General features: G+C 66.9%; 28 protein-coding genes. 22 read left to right on the forward strand and 6 right to left on the reverse strand.

Translation table 11 applies throughout. The annotated features are described in order from the left end of the window. Nucleotides 1-159: 159 nt before the first annotated feature. The 5 genes from RQP54_RS06060 to RQP54_RS06080 all read left to right on the forward strand — a co-directional run bounded on the left by RQP54_RS06060 (nt 160) and on the right by RQP54_RS06080 (nt 4249). Complete coding sequence (locus tag RQP54_RS06060; protein ID WP_315677273.1) at nt 160-570, forward strand: hypothetical protein; 411 nt, start codon at nt 160-162, stop codon at nt 568-570. A gap of 110 nt (nt 571-680) precedes the next feature. Then, nucleotides 681-2153: a M20/M25/M40 family metallo-hydrolase gene (locus tag RQP54_RS06065; RefSeq protein ID WP_315677274.1), complete on the forward strand. Its 1473-nt coding sequence runs from the start codon at nt 681-683 to the stop codon at nt 2151-2153. A gap of 14 nt (nt 2154-2167) precedes the next feature. Beyond that, complete coding sequence (locus tag RQP54_RS06070; RefSeq protein ID WP_409997540.1) at nt 2168-3010, forward strand: lysophospholipase; 843 nt, start codon at nt 2168-2170, stop codon at nt 3008-3010. A gap of 18 nt (nt 3011-3028) precedes the next feature. Next, nucleotides 3029-3799, forward strand: coding sequence for a glutathione S-transferase family protein (locus RQP54_RS06075; protein WP_315677277.1), 771 nt, complete (start codon nt 3029-3031; stop codon nt 3797-3799). A gap of 45 nt (nt 3800-3844) precedes the next feature. Continuing rightward, on the forward strand, nt 3845-4249 hold the full coding sequence (locus RQP54_RS06080; protein WP_315677278.1) for a methylglyoxal synthase: 405 nt from the start codon (nt 3845-3847) through the stop codon (nt 4247-4249). Nucleotides 4250-4253: 4 nt separating this feature from the next. Here RQP54_RS06080 and RQP54_RS06085 read toward each other — a convergent pair whose 3' ends face one another. After that, entirely contained in the window at nt 4254-4694 is a 441-nt protein-coding gene (locus RQP54_RS06085; protein WP_315677279.1) for an acyl-CoA thioesterase, read from the reverse strand. Between the two features lie 107 nt (nt 4695-4801). On the opposite strand from RQP54_RS06085, the gene RQP54_RS06090 reads away from it, so the two are divergent. Beyond that, nucleotides 4802-7966, forward strand: coding sequence for a response regulator (locus RQP54_RS06090; RefSeq protein WP_315677280.1), 3165 nt, complete (start codon nt 4802-4804; stop codon nt 7964-7966). Nucleotides 7967-7973: 7 nt separating this feature from the next. Here the strand turns inward: RQP54_RS06090 and RQP54_RS06095 are convergent, their stop codons facing one another. Next, nucleotides 7974-8750 (reverse strand): enoyl-CoA hydratase, encoded by a 777-nt coding sequence (locus RQP54_RS06095; protein ID WP_315677281.1) that lies wholly within the window; start codon nt 8748-8750, stop codon nt 7974-7976. Nucleotides 8751-8811: 61 nt separating this feature from the next. Between RQP54_RS06095 and RQP54_RS06100 the strand changes: the two genes are divergently transcribed. Beyond that, nucleotides 8812-9450 (forward strand): nucleoside/nucleotide kinase family protein, encoded by a 639-nt coding sequence (locus RQP54_RS06100; protein WP_315677282.1) that lies wholly within the window; start codon nt 8812-8814, stop codon nt 9448-9450. On the opposite strand, the gene RQP54_RS06105 is transcribed toward RQP54_RS06100, so the two are convergent. Beyond that, on the reverse strand, nt 9447-10616 hold the full coding sequence (locus tag RQP54_RS06105) for an MFS transporter (RefSeq protein ID WP_315677283.1): 1170 nt from the start codon (nt 10614-10616) through the stop codon (nt 9447-9449). The two genes, RQP54_RS06100 and RQP54_RS06105, sit on opposite strands and share 4 nt — an antisense overlap. Before the next feature lie 156 nt (nt 10617-10772). On the opposite strand from RQP54_RS06105, the gene RQP54_RS06110 reads away from it, so the two are divergent. From RQP54_RS06110 to RQP54_RS06175, 14 genes are all read left to right on the forward strand, one after another. Then, nucleotides 10773-11828, forward strand: a complete 1056-nt coding sequence (locus RQP54_RS06110) for a peptidase U32 family protein (RefSeq protein WP_315677284.1) — start codon at nt 10773-10775, stop codon at nt 11826-11828. 18 nt (nt 11829-11846) lie between these two features. Next, complete coding sequence (locus RQP54_RS06115) at nt 11847-12776, forward strand: U32 family peptidase (protein WP_315677285.1); 930 nt, start codon at nt 11847-11849, stop codon at nt 12774-12776. 19 nt (nt 12777-12795) lie between these two features. Continuing rightward, nucleotides 12796-13317: an SCP2 domain-containing protein gene (locus RQP54_RS06120; protein WP_315677286.1), complete on the forward strand. Its 522-nt coding sequence runs from the start codon at nt 12796-12798 to the stop codon at nt 13315-13317. Further along, nucleotides 13314-13946 (forward strand): UbiX family flavin prenyltransferase, encoded by a 633-nt coding sequence (locus RQP54_RS06125; RefSeq protein WP_315677287.1) that lies wholly within the window; start codon nt 13314-13316, stop codon nt 13944-13946. Before RQP54_RS06120 ends, RQP54_RS06125 begins: the two co-directional genes overlap by 4 nt. Before the next feature lie 2 nt (nt 13947-13948). Then, the gene (gene ubiD / locus RQP54_RS06130; protein ID WP_315677288.1) at nt 13949-15433 is read left to right on the forward strand and encodes a 4-hydroxy-3-polyprenylbenzoate decarboxylase; all 1485 of its coding nucleotides are present in this window, start codon (nt 13949-13951) and stop codon (nt 15431-15433) included. Nucleotides 15434-15614: 181 nt separating this feature from the next. After that, nucleotides 15615-15770, forward strand: coding sequence for a periplasmic nitrate reductase, NapE protein (gene napE / locus RQP54_RS06135; protein ID WP_315677289.1), 156 nt, complete (start codon nt 15615-15617; stop codon nt 15768-15770). 5 nt (nt 15771-15775) lie between these two features. After that, complete coding sequence (locus RQP54_RS06140) at nt 15776-16075, forward strand: chaperone NapD (RefSeq protein ID WP_315677290.1); 300 nt, start codon at nt 15776-15778, stop codon at nt 16073-16075. Then, nucleotides 16072-18567: a periplasmic nitrate reductase subunit alpha gene (gene napA, locus RQP54_RS06145; protein ID WP_315677291.1), complete on the forward strand. Its 2496-nt coding sequence runs from the start codon at nt 16072-16074 to the stop codon at nt 18565-18567. Before RQP54_RS06140 ends, napA begins: the two co-directional genes overlap by 4 nt. Before the next feature lie 14 nt (nt 18568-18581). After that, on the forward strand, nt 18582-19070 hold the full coding sequence (locus RQP54_RS06150; RefSeq protein ID WP_315677292.1) for a nitrate reductase cytochrome c-type subunit: 489 nt from the start codon (nt 18582-18584) through the stop codon (nt 19068-19070). Nucleotides 19071-19073: 3 nt separating this feature from the next. Beyond that, nucleotides 19074-19673 (forward strand): cytochrome c3 family protein, encoded by a 600-nt coding sequence (locus RQP54_RS06155; RefSeq protein WP_315677293.1) that lies wholly within the window; start codon nt 19074-19076, stop codon nt 19671-19673. Nucleotides 19674-19762: 89 nt separating this feature from the next. Continuing rightward, nucleotides 19763-19963 carry a hypothetical protein gene (locus RQP54_RS06160; protein ID WP_315677294.1) on the forward strand — a complete coding sequence of 67 codons (201 nt, stop codon included), beginning with the start codon at nt 19763-19765 and terminating at the stop codon, nt 19961-19963. A gap of 84 nt (nt 19964-20047) precedes the next feature. Then, nucleotides 20048-20839: a sulfite exporter TauE/SafE family protein gene (locus tag RQP54_RS06165; protein WP_315677295.1), complete on the forward strand. Its 792-nt coding sequence runs from the start codon at nt 20048-20050 to the stop codon at nt 20837-20839. A 127-nt stretch (nt 20840-20966) separates the two neighbouring features. Continuing rightward, nucleotides 20967-22154 (forward strand): saccharopine dehydrogenase family protein, encoded by a 1188-nt coding sequence (locus RQP54_RS06170; protein ID WP_315677296.1) that lies wholly within the window; start codon nt 20967-20969, stop codon nt 22152-22154. A gap of 118 nt (nt 22155-22272) precedes the next feature. Beyond that, complete coding sequence (locus RQP54_RS06175; protein WP_315677297.1) at nt 22273-22488, forward strand: hypothetical protein; 216 nt, start codon at nt 22273-22275, stop codon at nt 22486-22488. Between the two features lie 27 nt (nt 22489-22515). On the opposite strand, the gene RQP54_RS06180 is transcribed toward RQP54_RS06175, so the two are convergent. Together RQP54_RS06180 and RQP54_RS06185 are read right to left on the reverse strand one after the other, a co-directional pair. Continuing rightward, nucleotides 22516-23106, reverse strand: coding sequence for an adenylate/guanylate cyclase domain-containing protein (locus RQP54_RS06180; protein WP_315677298.1), 591 nt, complete (start codon nt 23104-23106; stop codon nt 22516-22518). Between the two features lie 32 nt (nt 23107-23138). Then, on the reverse strand, nt 23139-23948 hold the full coding sequence (locus RQP54_RS06185; protein ID WP_315677299.1) for a helix-turn-helix transcriptional regulator: 810 nt from the start codon (nt 23946-23948) through the stop codon (nt 23139-23141). A 125-nt stretch (nt 23949-24073) separates the two neighbouring features. Here RQP54_RS06185 and RQP54_RS06190 point away from each other — a divergent pair, with 125 nt between their 5' ends. Then, nucleotides 24074-24364 carry a DUF2834 domain-containing protein gene (locus RQP54_RS06190; RefSeq protein WP_315677300.1) on the forward strand — a complete coding sequence of 97 codons (291 nt, stop codon included), beginning with the start codon at nt 24074-24076 and terminating at the stop codon, nt 24362-24364. Here the strand turns inward: RQP54_RS06190 and RQP54_RS06195 are convergent. Next, nucleotides 24361-25074 (reverse strand): transglutaminase-like domain-containing protein, encoded by a 714-nt coding sequence (locus RQP54_RS06195; RefSeq protein ID WP_315677301.1) that lies wholly within the window; start codon nt 25072-25074, stop codon nt 24361-24363. The two genes, RQP54_RS06190 and RQP54_RS06195, sit on opposite strands and share 4 nt — an antisense overlap. Nucleotides 25075-25114: the final 40 nt, after the last annotated feature.

The raw sequence follows: 25114 nt of genomic DNA on the forward strand, positions 1-25114 counted from the left end.
GTCGGGAAATTCGGATGGTGCGCTGCACAAACTGTGCCAGCGTGGTGGGTGCACGGTCTGCGCAGCCCCGCCGCCAGCGGCCCCCTTCTGCACGCCACACCTCTTCAGCGGCCGTTTTTGCGGCATGATGCCTGCCAGGGCATACACCGGAGCTGTTCCATGCATCTTTCTGCCAGCGACCACAGCCACCCTGGTGCGCCGGTGCCGGGTCAGTCATTGGCTGTGCTCGCCCAATCGCTCTACCTCTCCAACCTGCTGCTGGCGCCAGGTTTGGCGTTTGCAGTGCTGGCCTGGCTGTGGTGGCGCCACCGGCACACAGCGCCACTGCTGGCGCGCCAGCACCTGCACCAGGCCACCCTGGTCAGCCTGGTGGGTGGCGTGTTGATCGTGTGCCTGTCAGGTGCCTGGGTCGCCTTCGGGGGGCTGCAGTCGCCCTGGACCTGGGTGGTGGTCCTGACCTACTTCGTCTGCATCCACGGAACGCTGGTGTTGCTGGGCATGTTTGCGCTCACCAAGGCCATGGCCGGCCAAGCCTGGCGCTACCCGCTGATCGGGCCGCGGCTGCTCTGATACGGGGCTTGCCCCTGTGGTGGCAGGCATCGGGGCCCCGTGGCATGATGCGGGCCTGCTTTTCGCCGCCTTACCCTCCCGGCGGCGTCCAACTCCCACAAGGAATGGCCATGAACGCCCGCATCCCCGATACCGCCTTTCAGACCACCGCGGCGCTGGAGAACGTCAGCGCGCAGTGGGACGCGCAGATCGTCCCGCAACTGCAGGACTACATCCGCATCCCGGCCAAGTCGCCCATGTTCGATGCCGATTGGGCCACGCACGGCTACCTCGACACCGTGGTGCGCAACACCGCCCAGTGGATCGAGGCGCAGAAGGTGGCGGGACTCACGCTTGAAGTGGTGCGCCTCGAAGGCCGCACACCGGTGCTGTTTTTTGAGATCCCCTCGACCCGGCCGTCGGACGCGCCCGGCAGCGGACAGACCGCACTCCTTTACGGCCACCTCGACAAGCAGCCTGAGTTCACCGGTTGGCGCTCCGATCTCGGCCCGTGGACGCCAAAGCTGGAAGACGGCAAGCTTTATGGCCGTGGCGGCGCCGACGATGGCTACGCCGCCTATGCGGCCATTGCCGCCATCCAGGCCCTTAAGGCCCAGGGCGGCACGCACCCGCGCATCGTGGGCCTGATCGAGACCTGTGAGGAAAGCGGCTCCAGGGACCTGTTGCCCTACATCGAGGCGCTCAAGGATCGCTTGGGCGACGTGGGCCTGGTGGTGTGCCTGGACAGCGGTGCCGGCAACTACGACCAGCTCTGGCTCACGACCAGCCTGCGCGGCATGGCCAGTGGCGTGCTCAAGGTCGAGATCCTCACCGAAGGCGTGCATTCGGGCGACGCCTCGGGCCTGGTGCCGTCGAGTTTTCGCATCATGCGCCAGGTGCTCGACCGCCTGGAGGACAGCGCCACCGGCCGCTTGCTGCCCGCCAGTTTCCACTGCGAAGTGCCTGCCGAGCGCCTGGCACAAGCACAGGCCACCGCCGCCATCCTGGGCGACGAGATCTACAAACGCTTTCCCTGGGCCCACTACGACTGCGGCGGCTCCACCGTGTTCGCCCTGCCCACCACCACCGACCCGGTGGAGGCCCTGCTCAAGCGCACCTGGCAACCCACATTGAGCGTGACAGGCGCCGAGGGCTTTTCCGACATCGCCAACGCCGGCAACGTATTGCGTCCCTACAGCGCCTTCAAGCTCTCGCTGCGCCTGCCGCCGCTGGTGGAAGCCGCCAGCGCCGTGCAGGAACTGAAAAACCTGCTCGAGGACAACGCGCCCTACCAGGCCAAGGTCACCTTCGAAGGCCTGTCCAGCGCCACCGGTTGGAATGCTCCGGGCAGCGCGGACTGGTTCTCGAAGGCGCTTGATGATGCCAGCCAGGCCCACTTCGGTGCCTCGTGCGGCTACATCGGCCAGGGCGGCACCATTCCGCTCATGAACATGCTGTCCCAGGGCTTCCCGGCGGCGCAGATGATGGTCTGTGGCGTGCTCGGCCCACGCAGCAACGCTCATGGCCCCAACGAATTCCTGCACGTGCCCTATGCCAAGAAGCTCACGGCAGCCGTGGCCCAGGTGCTGGAGCGCATGCCCTGAGGGTGCACGTGGACATCGAGACCGAATCCACCCTCTCCACCTTCACGGCCACCGACGGTGAAAACCTCATCGTCCAGGAGTGGCCGCTGCCGCACCACCTGGCCCAACGCGGCACGGTGGTCATCGTGCATGGCCTGGGCGAGCACGCCGGGCGCTACGACCACGTGGCGCGCCAGCTCAACCAGTGGGGCTTTGCCGTGCGTGGTTTTGACCAGTACGGCCACGGCGAGTCAGGCGGTGCGCGTGGCGCCTTGCCCAGCGACCAGCGCCTGCTCGACGACCTGGCCGACATCGTGGACAGCACGCGCCACCGCATGGAGCCCGGCACGCCACTGATCCTGCTGGGGCACAGCATGGGCGGCCTGGTCGCTGCGCAGTTCGTTGCGCTGGGCAAGCGCCCGGTCGATGGTCTGGTCCTGTCGTCGCCGGCGCTCAATCCTGGCTTGTCGGCCTTCCAGACGCTGCTGCTGGCGGTCGTGCCCAGGATTCTTCCGGGCTTGCGCGTGGGCAACGGACTCAAACCGCAGTTCCTGTCGCACAACCCGGATGTGGTGGCAGCCTACCTGGCCGATCCGCTGGTGCACGACCGCATCAGTGCCCGGCTGGCACGCTTCATCGCCCGCACCGGACCGGCCGTGGTGGCGGCCGCCCCGCGGTGGAAAGTTCCCACCGTGCTGCTCTATGCCGGTGATGACCGCCTGGTGAACCCGCAGGGCAGCCGCGACTTTGCCGCCGCCGCACCGAAGGACGTGGTGCAGTCGCGGTGTTTCGAGCGGCTGTACCACGAGCTCTTCAATGAACGCGATGCCCGGCCGGTGTTCGACGCCCTGCGCGACTGGATCGACGCACGCTTCTGAGCCTGCGCAGGAAACAAGATGACTACCGCAACCATGCAAGCACCTGTCCTCTACGTCTTCACCATCTCCCACTATTGCGAAAAGGCCCGCTGGGCATTGGATGCCTGTGGGCTCGACTACACGCTGCGCCACACCATGATCGGCACCCACCGGCGTGTCGCCAAGAAGTTGGGGGCGCGGCGCGGCTCCTTGCCCTTCCTGCACACCGCACAAGGGGTGGTGTGCGGCTCGGCAGCCATCCTCGATTGGTGCGAACAGCAGGTGGGTACGGCGGCGACTCCGTGGGCGCAGGGCGACGACCACGAGGCCCGCGCGGTGGAGAAGCGGTTGGACGATGTGGCGGGTGTGCATGTGCGCCGCTTCTACTACTCCGATGCCCTGCTGAACGCACCGAACACCGTGCGCCCGATCTTTTCCAATGGCCTGCCACTGTGGCAACGCGGCCTGGTCACCTTGGGTTGGGGGCGCATCGTGCAGCTCATGTGCCAGGCCATGGACCTGGGCGAGGCCCAGGGGCGCGAATCGCGCGCCGTGCTGGAGGCCGAACTCGACTGGCTGGACGGTTTGCTTTCCGATGGCCGGCCCTACCTGTGCGGAAACGCCTGGTCGCGGGCCGACCTCGCGGCCGCCAGCCTGCTGGCCCCGCTGGTGGAGCCGCCAGAGCACCCGCTGGCCGGCCAGCTGCAGTTTCCAGCGCAGGTGCGGGCTGCGATGGCCGCGTGGCAGGCCCGGCCCGTGCTCCAGCACGTGCGCCGCATGTATGCCCAGCATCGGCGCCAGCCTGCCTGATCGCTTGTGCTTTCCATGTAACCGGTGGCGGGCTACAGTCCCCGCATGACTTCCGACTCCTGCACACCGCGCTTTCGCCTCGCGCTGATTGCCCACGACAACAAGAAAGACGCCATGGTGGCCCTGGCACGTGAATTTGCGCCCTTCCTGCAAGGCTGTGCCCTGTGTGCCACCGGCACCACGGGCGGACGCCTGGCGCAGGAGGTGGGCCTGCAAGTCGAGCGCATGCTCAGCGGCCCGCTCGGCGGTGACCTGCAGATTGGTGCGCGCCTGGCCGTCGGGGAGGTCGACGCGGTGATTTTCCTGCGCGACCCCATGACCCCGCAGCCGCACGAACCCGACATCAACGCCCTGGTGCGGGCCTGCGACGTGCATGACGTGCCCTGTGCCACCAATGTCGCCAGCGCCCGCCTGCTGCTGCAGCGCTGGATGGCCGCCCAGACCGTCTAGCGCCTCAGGTTCCGGACTGGTTCATCACCATGCCCGGCGCGCCGGCGAGCAAGGCGGCGCGCAGGTCGTCCGGTACGGCGGTCTTGGCAAACCCCGGGTTGGTGACCATCACATACACCAGCTTGACCTGTGCCACCGGGGTGTTGCTGGCGGGCAGGAAGAACTCCTGCGTCAGCGTGAAGGAGGTGTTTCCCACGTGGCTGGCCTGCACCCGCACGCCCAGCACGTCGTCAAAGCGGGCTGGCGTCTTCCAGTCGATGCTGTAGTGCGCCACCTGCATGTCCAGGCCGCGGTCTAGCAGGGCGTGCAGACCGCCGCAGACCGCACGCAGGAATTCGGTGGCGGCCAGGTCGGCGTAGTCGCCGTAGCGGGCGTTGAACACCACCATCTGGGCATCGCATTCGCCGTAACGCACACGGGTCAGGAAGGTAAAAGGGTTGGCCATGGGCATTTGCACGGTGGTTGGGGCAATAATGCTGGTACAGAGCACCACATTTTGATGCAATGCGCTGGGTGGTGCAGACCGTGCCACCACAAGGAGCGTTACGGACCATGCAGGTAGCACCATTGCCGCACGACGAACGAGCCCGACTGCAGGCCCTGCACGACCTGCAGGTGCTCGACAGCGGAGCCGAGGAAGAGTTCGACGCGCTCATCCGGGTGGCCGCACTGGTGTGCGGCGTGCCCATCAGCCTCATCAGCCTGGTCGATGCCGAGCGCCAGTGGTTCAAGGCCAACATCGGCCTGCCCGGTGTGTCGGAAACCCCGCGTGACGTAGCCTTCTGCAGCCATGCCATTCTCGACCGCGAAGTGTTCGAGATTCCCGATGCCACCCAGGACCCGCGCTTCCACGACAACCCGCTGGTGAGCTCGGCGCCCGACATCCGTTTCTATGCCGGCGCCCCGGTGGTGCTGGACTCCGGCCACCGCGTGGGCACGCTGTGCGTCATCGACCGCAAGCCGGGTCAGCTCAATGCCCAGCAGCGCGAGGTGCTGCAGTCGCTGGCCACGGCGGCCGCCAAGGCGCTCGAAGGGCGCCGCGCCATGCGCGAGCTGCAGTCCATCGATGCGCAGTTGCAGCGCGAACAGGCGGCACTGCGCGAGGTGCAGGAGCGCATGCGCCTGGCCACCGAGGCCGGTGGCATTGGTATCTGGGACTATGACGCGGTGGGCAGTACGTCGACCGCCGACGAGCAGACGTACCGGCTGTATGGGCATGCCAGTTCCCAAGGCAAGAATGCGGCCACGTTCTGGACCAAGCAGGTGCACCCGGATGACATCGAAAGCTTGCGCAAGGCATTCGCCCGCACGCTCACCAAAGGTGTGCCGTACCGGGAAGACTTCCGGGTGCGTCTGCCCGACGGGCAGGAGCGGTACCTGCGCAACATCGGCCACCCCACACTGGACGCCAACGGGCGTGTGGTTCGGGTTCTTGGCGCGGCTTGGGATGTGACCGATATTGCCCTGCGCGCACAGCAACTGCAGCAGGCCAAGGAAGCAGCGGAACAGGCCAGCCGCAGCAAGGGCCAGTTCCTGGCCAACATGAGCCACGAGATCCGCACCCCCATGAACGCGATCCTGGGCATGCTGGAACTGCTGCAGGGCACCGAACTGAACGCCCGCCAGCGTGACTACACCAGCAAGACCGAAGACGCGGCGCGCTCGCTGTTGGGCCTGATCAACGATATCCTGGACTACTCCAAAGTTGAAGCCGGCAAGATGGTGCTGGAGCACGAAGCCTTCACGCTCGAAAAGCTGCTGCGTGGCTTGGCGGTGGTGCTGGCGGCCACGGTCGGGCGCAAGGACATCGAGGTCCTGTTCGATGTGGACCCTGACCTGCCGGTAACGGTGCTGGGCGATGCCATGCGCCTGCACCAGGTGCTGGTCAACCTGGGCAGCAATGCCGTGAAGTTCACCGAAAGCGGCGAAGTGGTCGTGAGCCTGCAGCTGAAGGCCCGCACGTCCACCCACGCCCGCATCGCCTTTGCCGTGAAGGACAGCGGCATCGGCATCGCACCCGAGAACCAGCAGCGCATCTTCTCGGGCTTTACCCAGGCCGAGGCCTCGACCACGCGCCGCTACGGTGGCACCGGCTTGGGCCTGGCCATCAGCCAGCGCCTGGTGCAGCTGATGGGCGCGGAGCTGTCCCTGCAGAGCGCCGTCGGGCAGGGCAGTGCCTTTTCCTTCGAGGTCGAGTTCGCCTTGCCGGCCGCGGATGAGCCGTCGGTCGGCGCGCCATCCGATCTGGCCCGGCGCCACGCCATGGTGATCGACGACAACCCGTTGGCTGCCGGCTTGATGCGGCGCATGGTCGAATCCCTGGGCTGGGAGTGCACGGTGGCAGAAAGCGGTCGCCTGGCGCTGCAGTGGCTGCGCGAGCGCGCGCTGCCGCTGCCGCTGGAGCAGCAACCCCATGTGATCTACGTCGACTGGCAGATGGCGGGCATGGATGGCTGGGAAACCATCCGGCAGATCCACGCGCTGTACGCCCAGGCCCGACAGCCTTGCCCGGTGTTCATCATGGTCACGGCCCACGGGCGCCAAACCCTGGCGCAGCGCACCCAGCAGGAGCAGGACATGCTGGGCGGATTCCTGGCCAAACCCCTAACGGCCCAGATGCTGCGCGAAGCCTACGACGGTGCGCTCAGCGGCAACACCGGGCTGCGCCGCACCGGGCGCGGCGCCAGCACCCAGCGCAGCCTGGTGGGCATGCGTATCCTGGTGGTCGAGGACAACCTCATCAACCAGCAGGTCGCCGAAGAACTGCTCAGCGCGCGGGGTGCCCTGGTGTCGCTGGCATCCAATGGCCAGGCTGGGGTGGATGCCGTGGCCAGCGCGGCACCGCAATTCGACGCGGTGCTCATGGACATCCAGATGCCCGTCATGGACGGCTACGCGGCGACGCAGGTGATCCGCGAGAACCTGGGGCTGACCCAGCTGCCCATCATCGCCATGACCGCCAATGCCCTGGCCAGCGACCGCGAAGCCTGCCTGGCGGCCGGTATGGATGAACATGTGGGCAAACCGTTCAACATCGACCAGCTGGTCTCGGTGCTGCTGCGGGTCACAGGCTTCCAGAGTCCGGACCTGCAAGGTGCCGATCCCTTGGTGGTACGGGCCGTGGCGGTGCGCCAGGCGCCCGAAGTCGAAGGCCTGGACCTGGCGCAAGCACTGGAGCGCATGGGGGGCATGGTGCCGCTGTATGTGCGCACCGCGCAGGAATTCCTGCAAACCCTGGGCCAGGGGGTGGAGCCGGTGCAGCTTCTGCTGCAGGGCGACGACCGCGCTGCAGCGGTGCGTCTGCTGCATACCCTCAAGGGCAATGCCGGCACCCTGGGGGCCCAGGCACTGTCGGTGGAGGCGGGCCGCCTCGAATACCTGCTGCGGGCCATGGACGAAGGCACGGCCCTGGAGCTGCGCACCGACAAGCTGGGCACCCTCATGGAACAAGCCCGCGGCGCGCTGGAACAGGCCGTGGCGCAACTGCAACCGGCCCCCGTAGCCGCCCCATCGGGAGCACCAGCGCGTGCATGGCTGCAGTCGCTGCAGGCACAGTTGGTCCAGGAAGATTTCGCGGCTTTGGACACGCTGGCCCAGGGCCGCACGCAACTGGCCACGTTCCCCAGCGAGTTTGCCGAAGCCCTGGAGCAGGCCCTGCAGGCGCTGGACTGGGCACAGGCAGCACAGCTGTGCGCCCGGCAGCTGGGCGCGTCGTGAGCAGGCGCTAGGGCCTGCCGGTGTAGCGCGGGCTGCGTTTTTCCAGAAAGGCCGCGATGCCTTCCTGCGCGTCAGCGCTCAGGGCGGCGCGGGCCATGGTGTCGGCAGCAAAGGCATAGGCCTGGGCTTGGGGGAGGTCCACCTGGCGGTAGAACGCCTGCTTGCCCAGCCCCTTGGAGTGCGCGCTGCCACGGCTGGCGCGCTGCACCAGGTCCAGCGTGGCGGCATCGAGTTCGGCGGCGGGAACGACCCGGTTGACCAGGCCCCAGTCGGCCGCCGTCGCCGCGTCGATGGCGTCGCCGGTCAGCGCCAGCTCCAGCGCCCGCTTGCGCCCGATGTTGCGCGCCACCGCCACCAGCGGCGTGTGGCAGAACAGGCCGGCCTTGCCACCGGGCAGCGCGAAACTCGCCGTGTCGGCCGCCACGGCCAGGTCGCAGGTGGCGACCAGCTGGCAGCCGGCGGCCGTGGCCAGTGCGTGCACGCGCGCCACCACCGGCTGGGGCATGGCCTGCACCGTGTCCATCATGGTCGTGCACAGGGCGAACAGGGTCTGCGCCTGCTCCAGGCTGGCGCCCGCCATGTCGCCGAAGTTGTGCCCGGCACTGAACACCGGCCCGTTGGCCGCCAGGATGACGCCGCGCGCATCGCTGGCGGCAGTGTCCGACAGCGCCCGGGTCAGCTCCTGCATCACGTCCAGCGCCAGCGCGTTGCGCTTTTCCGGACGGTTCAGGGTGAGGGTGGTAATGCCGTCGACGGTGGATATGAGCAGGTGGCGGTAGTCCATGCGAACATTGTGGCAGTGCCCTTGCAACCCTGGCAAACGCTGCACGGTGTTACAAAGCGGCATGGCATCCACACCCGAACCCCTGAATCCGGACCAGGCCCTGCAGCGCCTGGCTGCAACCCTGCAGCGGCCAGGCCGCACCATCATCGGCCTGATGGGACCGCCCGGTGCCGGCAAGTCCACGCTGTCGGCGCACATCGCTGCGCATTTCGGCGACCTGGCCCAGGCAGTGCCAATGGACGGTTACCACTTGGCCAACTCCGAACTGGAGCGCTTGGGCCGGCGCGGCCGTAAAGGCGCCCCTGACACCTTCGACGCCTGGGGCTTTGTGGCCCTGCTGCAGCGCCTGCGCCAGCAGGCGCCGGACGAGATGGTGTATGCGCCCGAGTTCCGGCGCACGCTCAAGGAACCCATTGCCGGGGCCATTCCCATTGCGCCGGATGTACGCCTGCTGATTGCCGAGGGCAATTACCTTGGGCTCGACAGCGGTGCCTGGGCCGGCGTAGCGCCGTTGCTCGATGAACTCTGGTACGTCGAGGTCGACGACACCCTGCGCCGCCAGCGTCTTACCGCGCGCCACATCCAGTTCGGCCGTACTCCCGAGGATGCGGCGCGCTGGGTCGAAGTTACCGACGAGCCCAACGCCCGCCTCATCGCCGGCACCCGCGCGCGGGCGCAGTGCGTGGTGCGGCTGGCTTAGGCCCCGGCCGCCACCGCCTGGCGGCGGTGCCACAGCAGACCCAGCGCCATCAGCACCACCGGCAGCACCGAGCCCCAGTTCAGCAGCGTCCAGCCACTGGTGGTCACCAGGGCGCCCGAGGCGAACGAGGTGGTGGCCATGACGGCAAACACCACGAAGTTGATCGCGCCCTGGGCGCGGTCCTTTTCCTCGGGGCGGTAGGCGTTCAGCGACAGCGCGGTGCTGCCGGTGAACAGGAAGTTCCAGCCCACGCCCAGCAGGAACAGGGCGATGGTGAACTGGTGCAGGTCCTGGCCTGAGAGCGCCACCGCAATGCAGGCCAGGTTCAGCGCCACGCCGGCCCACATCACATTGGCGGTACCGAAGCGCTTGATCAGGTGGCCGGTAAAGAAGCCCGGCGCGAACATGCCGATCACGTGCCATTCGAGCACGAAGGCGGCCTGGTCAAAGTTCAGTCCGCACTGCTGCATGGCCAGTGGTGTGGCCGCCATCAGCAGGTTCATCACGCCGTAGCTCAGGGCCGCGCTGCCGCAGGCCACGATGAACACCGGCTGCTTGGCAATCTCCCACATCGGCCGCCCGGTGGAGGCACCGGCCTTGGGTGGCTGGTGGGCGGGGAACTGCACAAAGGCCATCAGCAGCATGGCCAGCAGGCCCACCACGGCCAGCGCCACATAGGCCCCGGCAAACGGCACTTCCAGCAGGCTGCGTGACTTGGCAGCCAGGTTCGGGCCGATGACGGCACCGATCAGGCCGCCGGCCATTACCAGCGACACCGCCTTCTCGCGCAGCGGCGCCTGAACCAGCTCGGCTGCGGCAAAGCGGTAGAGCTGGCCGTTGGCGCTGTAGTAGCCGGCAATCACCGTGGCCGCTACCACCACCCAGAACTGCTTCTCGGCCACGCCCCAGGCGCCCAGCAGGGCCGACAGCACCGCCACCAGCAACCCGATCTGGAACGAGGTCTTGCGCCCGTAGCGGCTCTGCGTGCGCGCCACCAGCGAGGTGCTCAGCGCGCCGCCCACCACGTAGCCCATGACCGGCAGCGTCGCCATCCAGCCGTAGGGCGCCAGGGCAAAGCCCACCAGGCCATTGATGGCGATGAAGGTGACGTTGTTGGTGAGGAACAAGCCCTGGCACAGGGCCAGCAGCCAAAGGTTGCGGTTCATGGGATTTATATACAGCAGGGGGTACCCGACATTATCGTTTCTTCCGCACACCGGGGTGGGCTGGACGGGAATTTCAGAAGGAGTTGACCTATGTCAGGGCCCGAAAACCGGGCCACTGCTACCTTCGCCGCCTTCAGTGTTCACGAAGCACACACCATGACTACCACCACTTTGGAGCGCGATGCCGCCGCCCCGGACGCCGCGGCTGCGCCCATGGAACTGGTCTGCCCGGCCGGCAGCCTGCCCGCCCTCAAGACCGCCATCGACCACGGCGCCGACTGCGTCTACCTGGGCTTTCGCGACGCCACCAACGCACGCAACTTCGCCGGGCTGAACTTCGACGAGAAGGCCATTGCCCAGGGCATCGAGTACGCCCACAGCCGCGGGCGCAAGGTGCTCGTGGCCCTGAACACCTACCCGCAGGCCGCCAGCCCGCAGCTGTGGCAGGCCGCCATCGACCGCGCCGCCGGTGCCGGGGTGGACGCCGTCATCCTGGCCGACCCTGGTCTCATGGCCTACGCCGCCAAGCACCAGCCCCAACTGCGCCTGCACCTCTCGGTACAGGGTTCGGCCACCAACTACGAGGCCATCAACTTCTACCACGAGCACTTCGGCATCCAGCGCGCTGTGCTGCCGCGCGTGCTGTCCATCGCCCAGGTGGAACACGTGCTGGAGAAGACCCCGGTGGAGATCGAGGTGTTCGGCTTCGGCAGCCTGTGCGTCATGGTCGAAGGCCGCTGCGCCTTGTCCAGCTACGCCACCGGCGAGGCCCCCAACACCAACGGCGTGTGCTCGCCACCGAAGGCCGTGCGCTGGGTCGAAACCCCGCAGGGCCGCGAGTCGCGCCTCAACGGTGTGCTCATCGACCGTTACGCCCCGGGCGAGAACGCGGGCTACCCCACGCTGTGCAAGGGCCGCTTCGACGTGGGCGACGAAGAGAACTACTACGCCATCGAGGAGCCCACCAGCCTCAACACGCTGGAGCTACTCCCGAAGCTCATGAAGATGGGTGTCAGCGCCATCAAGATCGAAGGCCGCCAGCGCAGCCCGGCCTACGTGGCCCAGGTGACCAAGGTGTGGCGCGAAGCCATCGACAACTGCCGTGCCAACCCGCACCGCTACTCGGCCAAACCGGCCTGGATGGCCGACCTCGACAAGGTCGGTGAAGGCCAGCAACACACGCTGGGCGCCTACCACCGCTCCTGGAAGTGACGGAGTTGAAAGGAACAAATGAAACTCTCACTAGGTCCCCTGCAGTACTACTGGCCGCGCCAGACGGTGTTTGACTTCTACCAGCAGGTCGCGCAGATGCCCGTGGACATCGTCTACGTCGGCGAAGCCGTGTGCTCGCGGCGCAAGGAACTGCGTCTGGCCGACTGGCTCGACGTGGCGCGCATGCTGCGCGACGCCGGCAAGGACGTGGTGCTCTCCACCATGACGCTGATCGAATCCAGTGCCGACGTGGGCACCCTGCACAAGGTCACGGCCAACGGCGAATTCATGGTCGAAACCAACGACATGGGCGCGGTGCATTGCCTGCAAGGCAAGGTGCCCTTCGTGGCCGGGCCGCACTGCAACATCTACAACCTGCCCACCCTGCAATGGCTGGCACCCTTGGGCGTGCAGCGCTGGGTCATCCCGCTGGAAATGGGAGCGGCAGATCTGGCCATCCTCCAAGGTGGTCGTCCCGCGGGTGTGCAGACCGAGGTGTTTGCGTACGGCCGCATGCCGCTGGCGTTTTCTGCACGCTGTTTCACCGCGCGCCACAACAACCTGCCCAAGGACGACTGCCAGTTCCTGTGCATAGCCCACCCCGACGGTCTGCTGCTGCGCACGCGCGAGCAGGAAGGCTTCCTGGTGCTCAACGGCATCCAGACCCAGTCGGCCAAGGTCTACAACTTGCTGCCCGAGGTGGCCCAACTGCGCGCTCTGGGCGTGGACGTGCTGCGCATCAGCCCCCAGTCGGCCCACACCGGCGAGATCGTGGCACTGTTCCGCGCCGTGTTGGACGGCACGCTGTCGGCGTCGGATGCCAATGCCCAGCTGCAGCCGTTGATGCCCGCACAGGGCTGCAACGGCTACTGGCACGGCAAGCCGGGCCTGGAAACCTGGAAGGCTGATGCCCAAGGCACATTGCAACAGGTGCTGGAACCCGCCTGAGATTCAAAGGACTACGACCATGCAAGCCACCCCACTGACCTTGCCCAAGCCCGTGGGCGACGTGTTCTCGCGCCTGCCGGCCTACCCCGGTTCGCTCCTGTTCGTCACCGCCCTGAACCTGGCGTTGGCCAAGCAGCTCGGCGACGACGTGGGCGCCATGCTCAAGGGCAAGCGCCTGCGCCTGTGCGTGACCGACGCGCGTGTGGCTTTCGACTTTGCCTGGACGAACGATCGCGGCACGGGCCGCTTCGTGGCCCGCCACGCCAGCAAGCCTGACGCGGTGCCCGACCTCACCATCAGTGCCAGCGCCCACGACTTCGTGCTGCTGGCCCAGCGCAAGGAAGACCCGGACACCCTGTTCTTCAGCCGCCGCCTCGCCATGGAAGGTGACACCGAACTGGGCCTGATGGTGAAGAACACCATCGACGCCATCGAGCTGCCGGTGTTCGACCCCCAGCAGTTCGCCCCGGTCAAGGTGCTGGGCCGCCTGCGCGAACGCGTGCTCAGCCGTGTGGTCATGGCACGAAAGCACGGCGGATGAACACTGCCGCAGCGCCGCAGCGCCGCATCGTGGTGGCCATATCGGGCGCCAGCGGCGCCGTGTACGGTGTGCGCCTGCTGCAGATGCTGCGTGACATACCCGGCGTACAAACCCACCTTACGGTGTCCAACGCCGGTTACCTGAACTTGCGCCAGGAACTGGACATGGGGCCCGAGCAACTGCACCCCTTGGCCGACGTGGTCTACCCCGTGGCCGATGTGGGCGCGGCCATTGCCAGCGGCTCGTTCGCTGCCTCCGGCATGGTGGTGGCGCCCTGCTCCATGCGCACCCTGGGCAGCGTGGCCCATGCGCTCAGCGACAACCTCATTGCCCGCGCGGCCGACGTCATGCTCAAGGAGCGTCGCCGCCTCGTCCTCATGGTGCGTGAAACCCCGCTGCACCTGGCACACCTGCGCAACATGACCGCCGCTACCGAAATGGGTGCCATCGTGTTCCCGCCCGTGCCCGCCTTCTACCAGCGCCCCAGCACCATCGACGAACTGGTGACGCACAGCGTGAGCCGCGTCATCGACCTGCTGGGCCTGCCCCAGCCGGACGCGCCACGCTGGGGAGGCTTGCACACGCCCAGCAATGTGCTGCCCTTCGAAGCACCCCGGCGCGAACCCTGACCATGGCCTACCAGGATCTGCGCGACTTCATGGCCCAGCTCGAAGCCCAGGGCGAGCTGCGCCGCGTGGCCGCCCCGGTGTCGCCCTACCTGGAAATGACCGCGCTGTGCGACCGCACCCTGCGCGCGGCTGGCCCGGCCCTGCTGTTTGAAAACCCCACCGGGCACAGCATGCCGGTGCTGGGCAACCTGTTTGGCACCCCGAAGCGCGTGGCCATGGGCATGGGCGTGAACGACACGCGCGAGCTGCGCCAGTTCGGCCAGGTGCTGGCGGCCCTGAAGGAGCCCGAGGCGCCCAAGGGCTTCAAGGACATCGTGGGCCTCTCCAGCCTGGTCAAGACCCTGTGGAACATGGCGCCCAGGCTGCAGCGCAGCGCCCCCTGCCAGGAAGTGGTGTGGGAGGGTGACGACGTGGACTTAGGCACCCTGCCCATCCAGCACTGCTGGCCCGGCGACGTGGCCCCGCTCATCACCTGGGGCCTGGTCATCACGCGTGGCCCGCACAAGCCACGGCAGAACCTGGGCATCTACCGCCAGCAGGTGCTGTCGCGCAACCAGGTCATCATGCGCTGGCTGCCGCACCGGGGCGGCGCGCTCGACTTCCGCGAACACACGCTGCGCTTTCCGGACCAGCCCTACCCCGTGTGCGTGGCCCTGGGGGCCGACCCGGCCACCATACTGGGCGCCGTCACCCCGGTGCCCGACAGCCTGTCGGAATACCAATTCGCAGGCCTGCTGCGCGGCAGCCGCACCGAGGTGGTGAAGGCCCTGGGCTGCGACCTGCAGGTGCCGGCCAGCGCCGAGATCGTGCTCGAAGGCCACATCTACCCCGACGCAAATCACCCCAGCGGCTTTGCCCATGCGCTCGAAGGCCCGTATGGCGACCACACCGGCTACTACAACGAGCAGGCCGAGTTTCCGGTGTTCACCATCGACCGCATCACTAAGAAGCGCGCGCCCATCTACCACTCCACCTACACCGGCAAGCCGCCCGACGAGCCCGCCATGCTGGGCGTGGCCATGAACGAGCTGTTCGTGCCGCTGCTGCAGCGCCAGTACACCGAGGTGCTCGACTTCTACCTGCCGCCCGAAGGCTGCAGTTACCGCATGGCGGTGGTCAGCATCAAAAAGGCCTATCCCGGCCACGCGCGGCGCATCATGTTTGGCGTGTGGAGCTTTCTGCGCCAGTTCATGTACACCAAGTTCATCGTGGTGGTCGACGAAGACGTGGACGTGCGCGACTGGAAAGACGTGATCTGGGCCATCACCACGCGCATGGACCCCACGCGCGACACCCTGCTGGTGGACAGCACGCCCATCGACTACCTGGACTTCGCCTCGCCCGTGAGTGGCCTGGGCAGCAAGATGGGGCTGGACGCCACCAACAAATGGCCCGGCGAAACCCAGCGCGAATGGGGCCGCACCATCAGCATGACGCCCGAAGTCACCCAGCGCATGGACGCGCTCTGGGACAGCCTGGGGCTCTGAGGCCCACCTCCGTTTCCGCTACCACGGCGAAACCGCGGTACGTGGCGGGCAAGCCATGCCGCCATGGCTGCCGTGAATTGATGCAAGTCAACTTCAGAATTAACCTGGATCAAGGATGAGGGCGGATGACCCGGGAAGAATTGACTGAAGTCAAGACACGAAGGTCTTGCAGGAGAAGTCCATGCCCCCCAGTCCCCCCGAAATCCAGAAGAAGGAAGAGCTGCGCAGCTTCCTGTTCCTGACGGCCGTCATGGTACCTGTGCTGTCGGTCATCGTCGTCGCGGGCTACGGCTTTGTCGTCTGGATGAGCCAGTTGCTCATGGGCCCGCCGCACTGAACGCCATGCGCACCATTCCCATCACCGAAATTTCCGCCGACGAGTGGCACGTGGCCGGCATCGTGGTCCAGGCCGTGCCCGAGCGCGCCGACGAGATCGCCGCCTTTGTCGGCTCCATTGCCGATGCCGAAGTGCACGCCAGCGGCCCCACGGGCAAGCTGGTGGTCACCCTCGAAGCCCCCACCAGCCGCGCCATCGCTGCGCACCTTGAATCCATCCAGAAGACCGACGGTGTGCTCAGTGCCGCGATGGTCTACCAACGCCACGAATCTGCTGCAGACCTCGACAAGGAGATGACCCCATGAGCCAAACCCGCAGAAGCTTTCTCCGCAACTCCGCCGCCGTGGCTGCTGCCAGCGCCGCCGGTGTCGAACTGCCGGCCCTGGCGGCCAATGCCGTCACCGATGCCGAACTCAACAACCTGAACTGGTCCAAGGCCCCCTGCCGCTTCTGCGGCACCGGCTGCGGCGTGATGGTGGGCGTGAAGGAAGGCAAGGTGGTGGCCACCCAGGGCGACCCGCGTGCCGAGGTGAACCGTGGCCTGAACTGCGTCAAGGGCTACTTCCTGTCCAAGATCATGTACGGCCAGGACCGCCTGACCCAGCCCCTGCTGCGCATGAAGGACGGCAAGTACGACAAGAACGGCGAGTTCACCCCGGTGAGCTGGGACAAGGCCTTCGACACCATGGCCGAGAAGTTCAAGGCCGCACTGAAAGACAAGGGCCCGTCGGGCGTGGGCATGTTCGGCTCGGGCCAGTGGACCATCTGGGAAGGCTATGCCGCTTCCAAGCTGTTCAAGGCGGGCTTCCGTTCCAACAACATCGACCCCAATGCGCGCCACTGCATGGCGTCTGCTGTGGCCGGCTTCATGCGCACCTTCGGCATGGACGAGCCCATGGGCTGCTACGACGACATCGAGGCCACCGACGCCTTCGTGCTGTGGGGCTCCAACATGGCCGAGATGCACCCCGTGCTGTGGACCCGCGTGACCGACCGCCGCCTGGGCGCACCCAAGACCAAGGTGGCCGTGCTCTCCACCTTCGAGCACCGCAGCTTCGACCTGGCCGACATCGGCGCCGTGTTCACACCGCAGACCGACCTGGCCATCCTGAACTACATCGCCCACTACATCATCAAGACCGGGCGCGTGAACAAGGACTTCGTCACCAAGCACACCAACTTCAAGCTCGGCAACGACGACATCGGCTACGGCCTGCGCCCCGACCACCCGCTGCAGAAGGCGGCCAAGAACGCCGGTGCCGCCGGTGCCTCCAAACCCATGAGCTTCGACGAGTACGCCAAGTACGTGGCCCAGTACGACGCCGACAAGGTCAGCAAGCTCTCGGGCGTGCCCAAGGCCACGCTGGACAAGATTGCCGAGCTGTACGCCGACCCCAAGACCCGGGTGGTGTCGTTCTGGACCATGGGCTTCAACCAGCACACCCGCGGTGTCTGGGCCAACAACCTGGTCTACAACCTGCACCTGCTCACCGGCAAGATCGCCACCCCCGGCAACAGCCCGTTCTCGCTCACCGGCCAGCCCTCGGCCTGCGGCACGGCGCGCGAGGTGGGCACCTTCTCGCACCGCCTGCCGGCCGACATGCTGGTCACCGACCCCAAGCACCGCGCCAAGGCCGAAGGCATCTGGAAGCTGCCCGAAGGCACCATTCCCGACAAGCCCGGCTACCACGCCGTGCTGCAGAACCGCATGCTCAAGGACGGCAAGCTCAACGCCTACTGGGTGCAGGTCAACAACAACATGCAGGCCGCCGCCAACATGATGCAGGAGACCCTGCCCGGCTACCGCAACCCGGCCAACTTCATCGTCGTCTCCGACGCCTACCCCACGGTCACCACGCTGGCGGCCGACCTGATCCTGCCCAGTGCGATGTGGGTGGAGAAGGAGGGCGCCTACGGCAACGCCGAGCGCCGCACCCAGTTCTGGCACCAGCTGGTGGACGCGCCCGGAGAGGCCCGCTCCGACCTGTGGCAGCTGGTCGAGTTCTCCAAGCGTTTCAAGATCGAAGAGGTTTGGCCCGCCGACCTGATTGCCAAGATGCCCTCGGTGAAGGGCAAGACCATGTTTGACGTGCTGTTCCGCAACGGCCAGGTCGACAAGTTCCCGTTGAAGGACGTGGACAGCGCCTATGCCAACCAGGAAGCCAAGCACTTCGGCTTCTACCTGCAAAAGGGCCTGTTCGAGGAATACGCCGAGTTCGGCCGCGGCCATGGCCACGACCTGGCCCCGTTCGACACCTACCACAAGGAGCGCGGCCTGCGCTGGCCCGTGGTGGAGGGCAAGGAAACCCAGTGGCGCTACAAGGAAGGCACCGACCCCTACGTGAAGGCCGGCAAGGGCTTCGAGTTCTACGGCAATGCCGACGGCAAGGCCAACATCTTTGCCCTGCCCTACGAGCCACCGGCCGAGTCGCCCGACAAGGACTTCCCGTTCTGGCTCTCCACCGGCCGCGTGCTGGAGCACTGGCACTCGGGCTCCATGACCCGCCGCGTGCCCGAGCTTTACCGCGCCGTGCCCAACGCCGTGTGCTACATGCACCCCGAAGACGCCAAGGCCCTGGGCGTGCGTCGCGGCATGGAGATCGAGGTGGCCTCGCGCCGTGGTGCCATCAAGACCCGCGTGGAAACCCGTGGCCGCAACAAGCCGCCCAAGGGCCTGGTCTTCGTGCCCTGGTTCGATGCCAGCCAGCTCATCAACAAGGTCACCCTGGACGCCACCGACCCGATCTCGCTGCAGACCGACTTCAAGAAGTGCGCGGTCAAGATCACCAAGGTCTGAGAGGAGAGACGATCATGAAGAACACGACATCCCTGTGGGCCCGCCTGGGCCTGCTGCTGGCCACCGCCCTGGTCGCCATCCTGGCCCATGCCGGCCCCAAGCTGCCGCTGGTGGACAGCATGCGCGGCGCCACCCCGCTCGACCAGGAGGCCACCCCGCCCCTGATGCAGACGACCGAAAACAAGGACGTGCGCCGGGGCCGCGCCTACACCCAGCAGCCGCCCACCATTCCGCACACCATTGACGGCTACCAGGTGGACAAGGCCTTCAACAAGTGCCTCAACTGCCACTCGCGCACCAAGGCCGAGCAGATGCAAGCCGTGCCGGTGAGCATCACCCACTACGTGGGCCGCGACGGCATGGCCCTGCCCAGCATTGCCCCGGCGCGCTACTTCTGCATCCAGTGCCACGTGCCGCAGGTGGAGGCCAAGCCGCTGGTGGAGAACACCTTCACCGACGTGGAGAGCATCCTGCCTGCCAAGGCCAAGAACGCGAAGAAGTAAGCCATGGCCACGCAACTCAAAGAACTCCTGCTGCGCTACTGGGCCGTCATCCGCCGCCCCAGCGTGCACTACAGCCTGGGCTTCCTGTCGGTGGGCGGCTTCATTGCCGGGGTCATCTTCTGGGGCGGCTTCAACACCGCCATGGAAGCCACCAACACCATGGCCTTCTGCACCAGCTGCCACGAAATGCGTGACAACGTATTCCAGGAGCTGCAGACCACCATCCACTACAACAACCGCAGCGGGGTCACGGCCAAGTGCTCGGACTGCCACGTACCCCACAACTGGACCGACAAGATCGCCCGCAAGATGCAGGCGTCCAAGGAAGTCTGGGGCAAGGTCTTTGGCACCGTGGACACGCGCGAGAAGTTTGAGGAAAACCGCCTGCGGCTGGCGCAGCACGAGTGGGCACGGCTCAAGTCCAACAACTCGCTCGAATGCCGCAACTGCCACAACTACGACAACATGGACTTCACCCGCCAGAGCCCGCGCGCCCAAGCCATGCACAGCAAGTACCTGGAGAACGAGGAGAAGACCTGCATTGACTGCCACAAGGGCATTGCCCACCACCTGCCCGATATGAAGGGCGAACCGCTGCCCTGAAGCGCAGCGGCAGCCACCGCGCCGCTGGGCTACTGGCCAGGCGCGGTGGCTGGGGCGATAATGCTCCCCCTGCAAGGAGAAGCCCAGCAATGTGCGCCAACATGGAACCCGGGGCCAAGTGCCCGCTCGACGGCGAGATGCTCTGCCGCAACGAGCGCCCCAGCAGCGCCGGTGCGTCCACGCTGGCCTGCACCCCGCGCACCGCGGCGCCCAACCAACCCCAGCCCGTGCAGTGGGAGCCCCCCCGCAGCGCCGCCACCCCACCCGCATCGGGCCCGCAGCAGCACTGAGCCTGACTCGTTGCGCAATGCAATCGCTACCAATTTGCTAGCTGCTAACGCAATGTTTTTGCGGGCTAGAGGCCAATTTTGCGCATGAACTGGGCCAGCGAAGCCGGTGAGCACCTTTCCCTCATCCCCATGATCACCGACCCCTTCTTCTACCTCGTCACCGTGCCCGCCGTGCTGCTGCTGGGCATCAGCAAGAGCGGCTTTGGTGCCGGCTTCGGCGCGCTGGCCGTGCCCATGATGGCCATGGCGGTGTCGGTGCCGCAGGCGGCGGCCATACTGATGCCGGTGCTGCTGCTGATGGACGTGCTGGGCATGGCCGTGTTCCGCAAGGACTTTGACCGCGCGCTCTTACGCTTCATCCTGCCCTTCGGGGTGCTGGGCATCGTGGTGGGGGCGTTGTTGTTCAAGCTGGTCAGCGCGCACGCCGTGGCGGGCATCGTGGGCGTGTGCACCCTGCTGTTCCTGGCCCAGCGCCTGCTGTTTCCGCCCCGGCCCGGCAACCCACTGCCGCCGAAGTGGCTGGGGGCCCTGCTGACCACGCTGTCGGGCTTTACCAGCTTCGTGGCGCATGCGGGTGGCCCGCCCATCAACGCCTACGTCATTCCGCTCAAGCTCTCGCCCGTGAAGTTGACCGCCACCCTGGCCTACTTCTTCTTCGTGGTGAACCTCAGCAAGTGGATTCCCTACGCCTGGCTGGGCCTGCTGGACTTGCGCAACCTCACTACCTCGCTGGTGCTGTTGCCCCTGGCCCCCATCGGGGTATGGATCGGCGCGCACTGGGCACGGCGCATCAGCGAACGGGTGTTCTACCGCTTCCTGTACGCAGGCATGCTTCTCACCGGGCTCAAGCTGGTGTGGGACGGGTTCCTGGCCTAGGCGATAGGCCCGTGGGCGGCCCAAGCGCTGCGAGCCCGCCAGTCGCTCACGGGACTGGACGTGGGTGCCCGGTCCGCACTCCTTCAGTAGACTGCCGTCCACCGCATTTGCACGAGGAGCCCCCACCATGCCCGCTACCAAAGAATTCGACATCGTCGTCCATGGCGCCACCGGCTTCACCGGCCGCTTGGTCGTGGAATACCTGCTGGCCCGCTACCCCAATGGCGCCAACGACGCCGGCCTGCGCTGGGCCATGGGCGGGCGCAGTGCGGACAAGCTGGCGGCCGTGCGCGACGAACTGGGCGCCCCGGCGGACACGCCGCTGGTGGTGACGGACGCTGCCGATGCGGCCAGCCTGCGCGCACTCACCGAGCGCACCCGCCTGGTGCTGACCACCGTAGGCCCGTACCAGCTGTACGGGAGCGACTTGGTGGCGGCCTGCGCGGCCTCTGGGACGGACTATGTGGACCTGTGCGGCGAGCCGGTGTGGATGCGCAAGATGATCGACGCGCACGAAGCAGCGGCCAAGGCCAGCGGCGCGCGCATCGTGTTCTCGTGCGGCTTCGACTCCATTCCCTTCGATCTGGGCGTGCTGATGCTGCAGAACGAAATGAAAGCCCGCCATGGCAGCACCGCCAGCCGGGTGCGCGGACGGGTGCGCAAGATGAAGGGCACGTTCTCGGGCGGCACCGCCGCGAGCCTGAAAGCCACGCTGGCTTCCGCCGCGCAGCACCCCGAAGAAATGGGCCTGCTGCGCAACGCGTTTTCGCTCACCCCCGGTTTCACCGGCCCAGCCCAGCCCTCGGGAGCGAAGCCGATGCTGGACGAGGCCATCGGTGCCTGGGTGGGGCCGTTCGTCATGGCCGCCATCAACACGCGCAACGTGCACCGCTCCAACTACCTCCTGGGCCACGCCTTCGGGGCTGACCTGGTGTACGACGAGATGATGGTCACCGGCACGGGCGAGAAGGGCGAAGCCCGTGCCCTGGCACTGGCCAGCGACCGCTCCATGGGCTCGGACGACGGCCCCAAGCCGGGCGAAGGCCCGAGCAAGGCCGAGCGCGATGCCGGTCTGTACGACGTCATGTTCCTCGGCCACGATGCGGCGGGCCACAGCGTGCAGGTGGGCGTGACGGGTGACCGCGACCCGGGCTACGGCTCCACATCCAAGATGATTTCCGAGGCAGCCGTGTGCCTGCTGCGCGATTGCGCCGCCACGCGCGGTGGCATCTGGACCCCCGCCTCGGCCATGGGCCAGCCGCTCATCAACCGCCTGGTGGCCAATGCGGGGCTCACCTTCACGGTGGAAGCCTGAGCGCTGGATGGGAATGTGGGATGGGAATGTGGGATGAGATGGCGGTCGCTATTCATTTGGTAGCTTGCCACGCAATACCCAAGCGGGCTAAGCCCTGATTCCGTGGGGAATTAGGGGCGTGGCTACACTGCGCCGCATGAAACTGCAGCGCCTGTTCCAGCCCCGCAATCCCCTGTTCTGGATCTTTCTGGTACTCAACGGCTTGTCCACCGTGCTGAGTTGGCTCACCCACACCTACGCGCTCTCGGGGTGGCTGGCCGTGGTGGTGCTGGTGTTTGCCGTGGGCAATGCCGTGCTGGGCATGCGCATTGCCTGGCGGCTGGTGCACTCCTGAACGCGGCACCCGCCGCCCGGCCGACGCTCAGGCGCCTTGCAGCCGGTACACCGTGCGCTTGCCGAACAGCGTGCCGGTGTCGGTGAAGGGCAAGCCCGGCACCGCGGCGAACAGGCTGTCCGTCACCCACACCTCGCCGCCCTTGGCCGTGTCTTCCCCGAGCTTGGAGGCGGCATTCACCTCGGCACCCCACACGTCCGCGTCGTCAATGCACAGCACCGTGCCGTAGCCCAGCCCGATGCAGACCTCGATGCGGTCTTCGGGCGCGCGCTGTGGCTTGTTGGCCGTGCGCGTGGCCTGCACCATGGCGTGGGCACAGGCCACGGCCTGCTGCGGCTCGTCGAACAGCACCAGCAGCGAGTCGCCCTCGTGCTTGAGGCAGCGCCCGCCGTGCTGCGCAATCAGCGGCTGGAACAGGGTTTCGGATTCCTGGATCAGCTGCAGGAAGTGCACGATGCCAAAGGCTTCCACCACGCGCGAGAAGCCCACCAGATCGGTGAACATGACGGCCTGCGTGCGGCCGAAGCGGGCGAAGACTTCTGCCTCGATGGCAGCGCGGTCGGCATCGGGCTGGCGCCGTTGTGCAAGCAGCGCATGGAGGTCGTGGGCGTCGGTCATGTCCGGCATTCTTGCACCGCGCTCCGCTGGGCTCAAGGTGCCAGTTGGGCGTCCAGCACCGCACGGGTGGCCGCATCGGCGGCAAACACGTGCTCCACCCGCAGCGAGGCCAGCGTGATGTCCTGGGGTGTGCCGAAGGTGGAGAACATGCTGAAGAACGCCAGTTCACCGTGGGGTGTGGCGAAGCGGGTGGTCAGCACCGGGGCCATCTGGCGCGGCCAGGGCGCCAGCGCGCGCTTGCCCAGGCGCGCCTGCAGCTGTTCGGCAAACTGCTCTACGCGCGGCTGTAGTTCCGGCACCACGCTGGCGTCGTCGCGCAGGTGGGCCAGCAGGGCCGGGGCTACTTCGTCCAGGTTGGTGATGTGCCGCGTCATGCCCTCGGGGTGGAGCATGGCGTCGAGCATGTTGATGGGCTGGCCCGCGGGCAGCTCGGCCAGCCAGGGCATGAGGGTGGTGGCCAGCCACAGGGCGCCACGGTTCATCTGCAGCACGTTCCAGGCGGCGTCCATCACCATGGCGGGCAGGGGGTCGTGGGCATCCAGCAAGCGGCCCAGGGCCTCGCGTGCCGGGGCCAGCACGGCGGCGCCGAGTTCGCTGCCGCTGTACACCGGGGCGAAACCCGCCTGCTGCAGTGCCACGTTGCGCAGGGCCAGCGGGGCCTGCAGCTCGTGCAGCCAGGCCAGCAGCAGCTCGCGGCTGGGCTGGGCGCGCCCGCTTTCCACGAAGCTCACATGGCGCTGGCTCACGCCCATGCGCAGTGCCAACTCCAGCTGGCTGATGCGGCGGGTCTTGCGCGCCCGTTGCAGGGTGTCGCGCAGGCTGGTGGGAGTGGCGGTGGGCATGGCGGAATTGAATCACAGCCGTTGGCCGCCGCAATTACCTGCCACGTAATTGCGCCGATTCAGTGCCCTTTGCACACTGCCCGCACCGCAGCGCACGGTGCGCCGCGATGCAGAAAGGAAAACCCATGCACAAGCCTGTCCTCGCCTTTGTCCTCGTCGCCTTCGGCGCGCTCACTGCCTACACCTGGCTGCATTACGGCGGCCTGCTGGAATGGCTGGCCTTCTACACCCGCGACCCCGCCAGCTGGCAAATCTTTGCCGACCTGGTCATCACCATGGTCTTGCTGCTGGTGTTCATCCGCCGCGATGCCCAGGCCACAGGCCGCGCGTTTTGGCCGTGGGCGGCGTTCTGCCTGGCCGTGGGCTCGTTCGGCCCGCTGCTGTATTTCCTCACCGCGCGAAAGAAATCAGACTAGCCGGCCCGGATCGCCGCCACGTTGCGGTTCATGCCGTGGCGTACCACGTGCCGGTACAGCCAGCGCTTGAAGCCAGAGAGGTTGGTTCCGTGGGCGGCGTAGAAGTCGTCGGGAGCGTCGAACACCCCGTAGTCGTGGTTGATGCCGTCCTTCTGGATGTAGGTGTCGGTGCCGCACCAGTCCACGCCGGGGCGCTGCAGGTCGGGTGTGGCGGCACCGAAGCCGCAGAACGGGCCGCTGTGGTGGGCAAAGCGGCGCTGTAGCGCCTGCAGGTAGGGCTGGTCCAGGATGAAGCCTTCGAGGTTCACCCAGCGCCCGTCCCACCACACCTCGACCCAGCTGTGGATGATGCTCTGCGGCGCCAGCCAGTAAGCCAGGCCCGTAATGGCGCCGTGCTGCAGTGGCTTGGCAATGGTGAAGCCGTGGAAGCGGCAGGGAATGCCCACGGCCCGCAGCAGTGCCATGAGCAAGGTGCCCTTGGTGTTGCACTGGCCCATGCCGTCGGCCAGCACCTGCGATGCGGGCAGGTCGTCGGCAGCGTTGTAGCCGAAGGCCACTTCGTCGCGCACGAAGGTGTAGACGGCGCCAATGCGGTCATAAGCGGCAAGGTCCGCCCAGCCACGCGCTGCCAGCAGCGACTGGATGCGCGGGTGCCGGTAGTCGAGCAGTGCGGTGGGCTGGGTCAGGCGGGTATGGTCTGTGGTTCGCATGAGGTTTTCTTCGGAAGTTGTTGACAGTTCGGGTATTGAA

This window comes from Curvibacter sp. APW13, assembly GCF_032337135.1.
Taxonomy (GTDB): domain Bacteria; phylum Pseudomonadota; class Gammaproteobacteria; order Burkholderiales; family Burkholderiaceae_C; genus Allorhodoferax.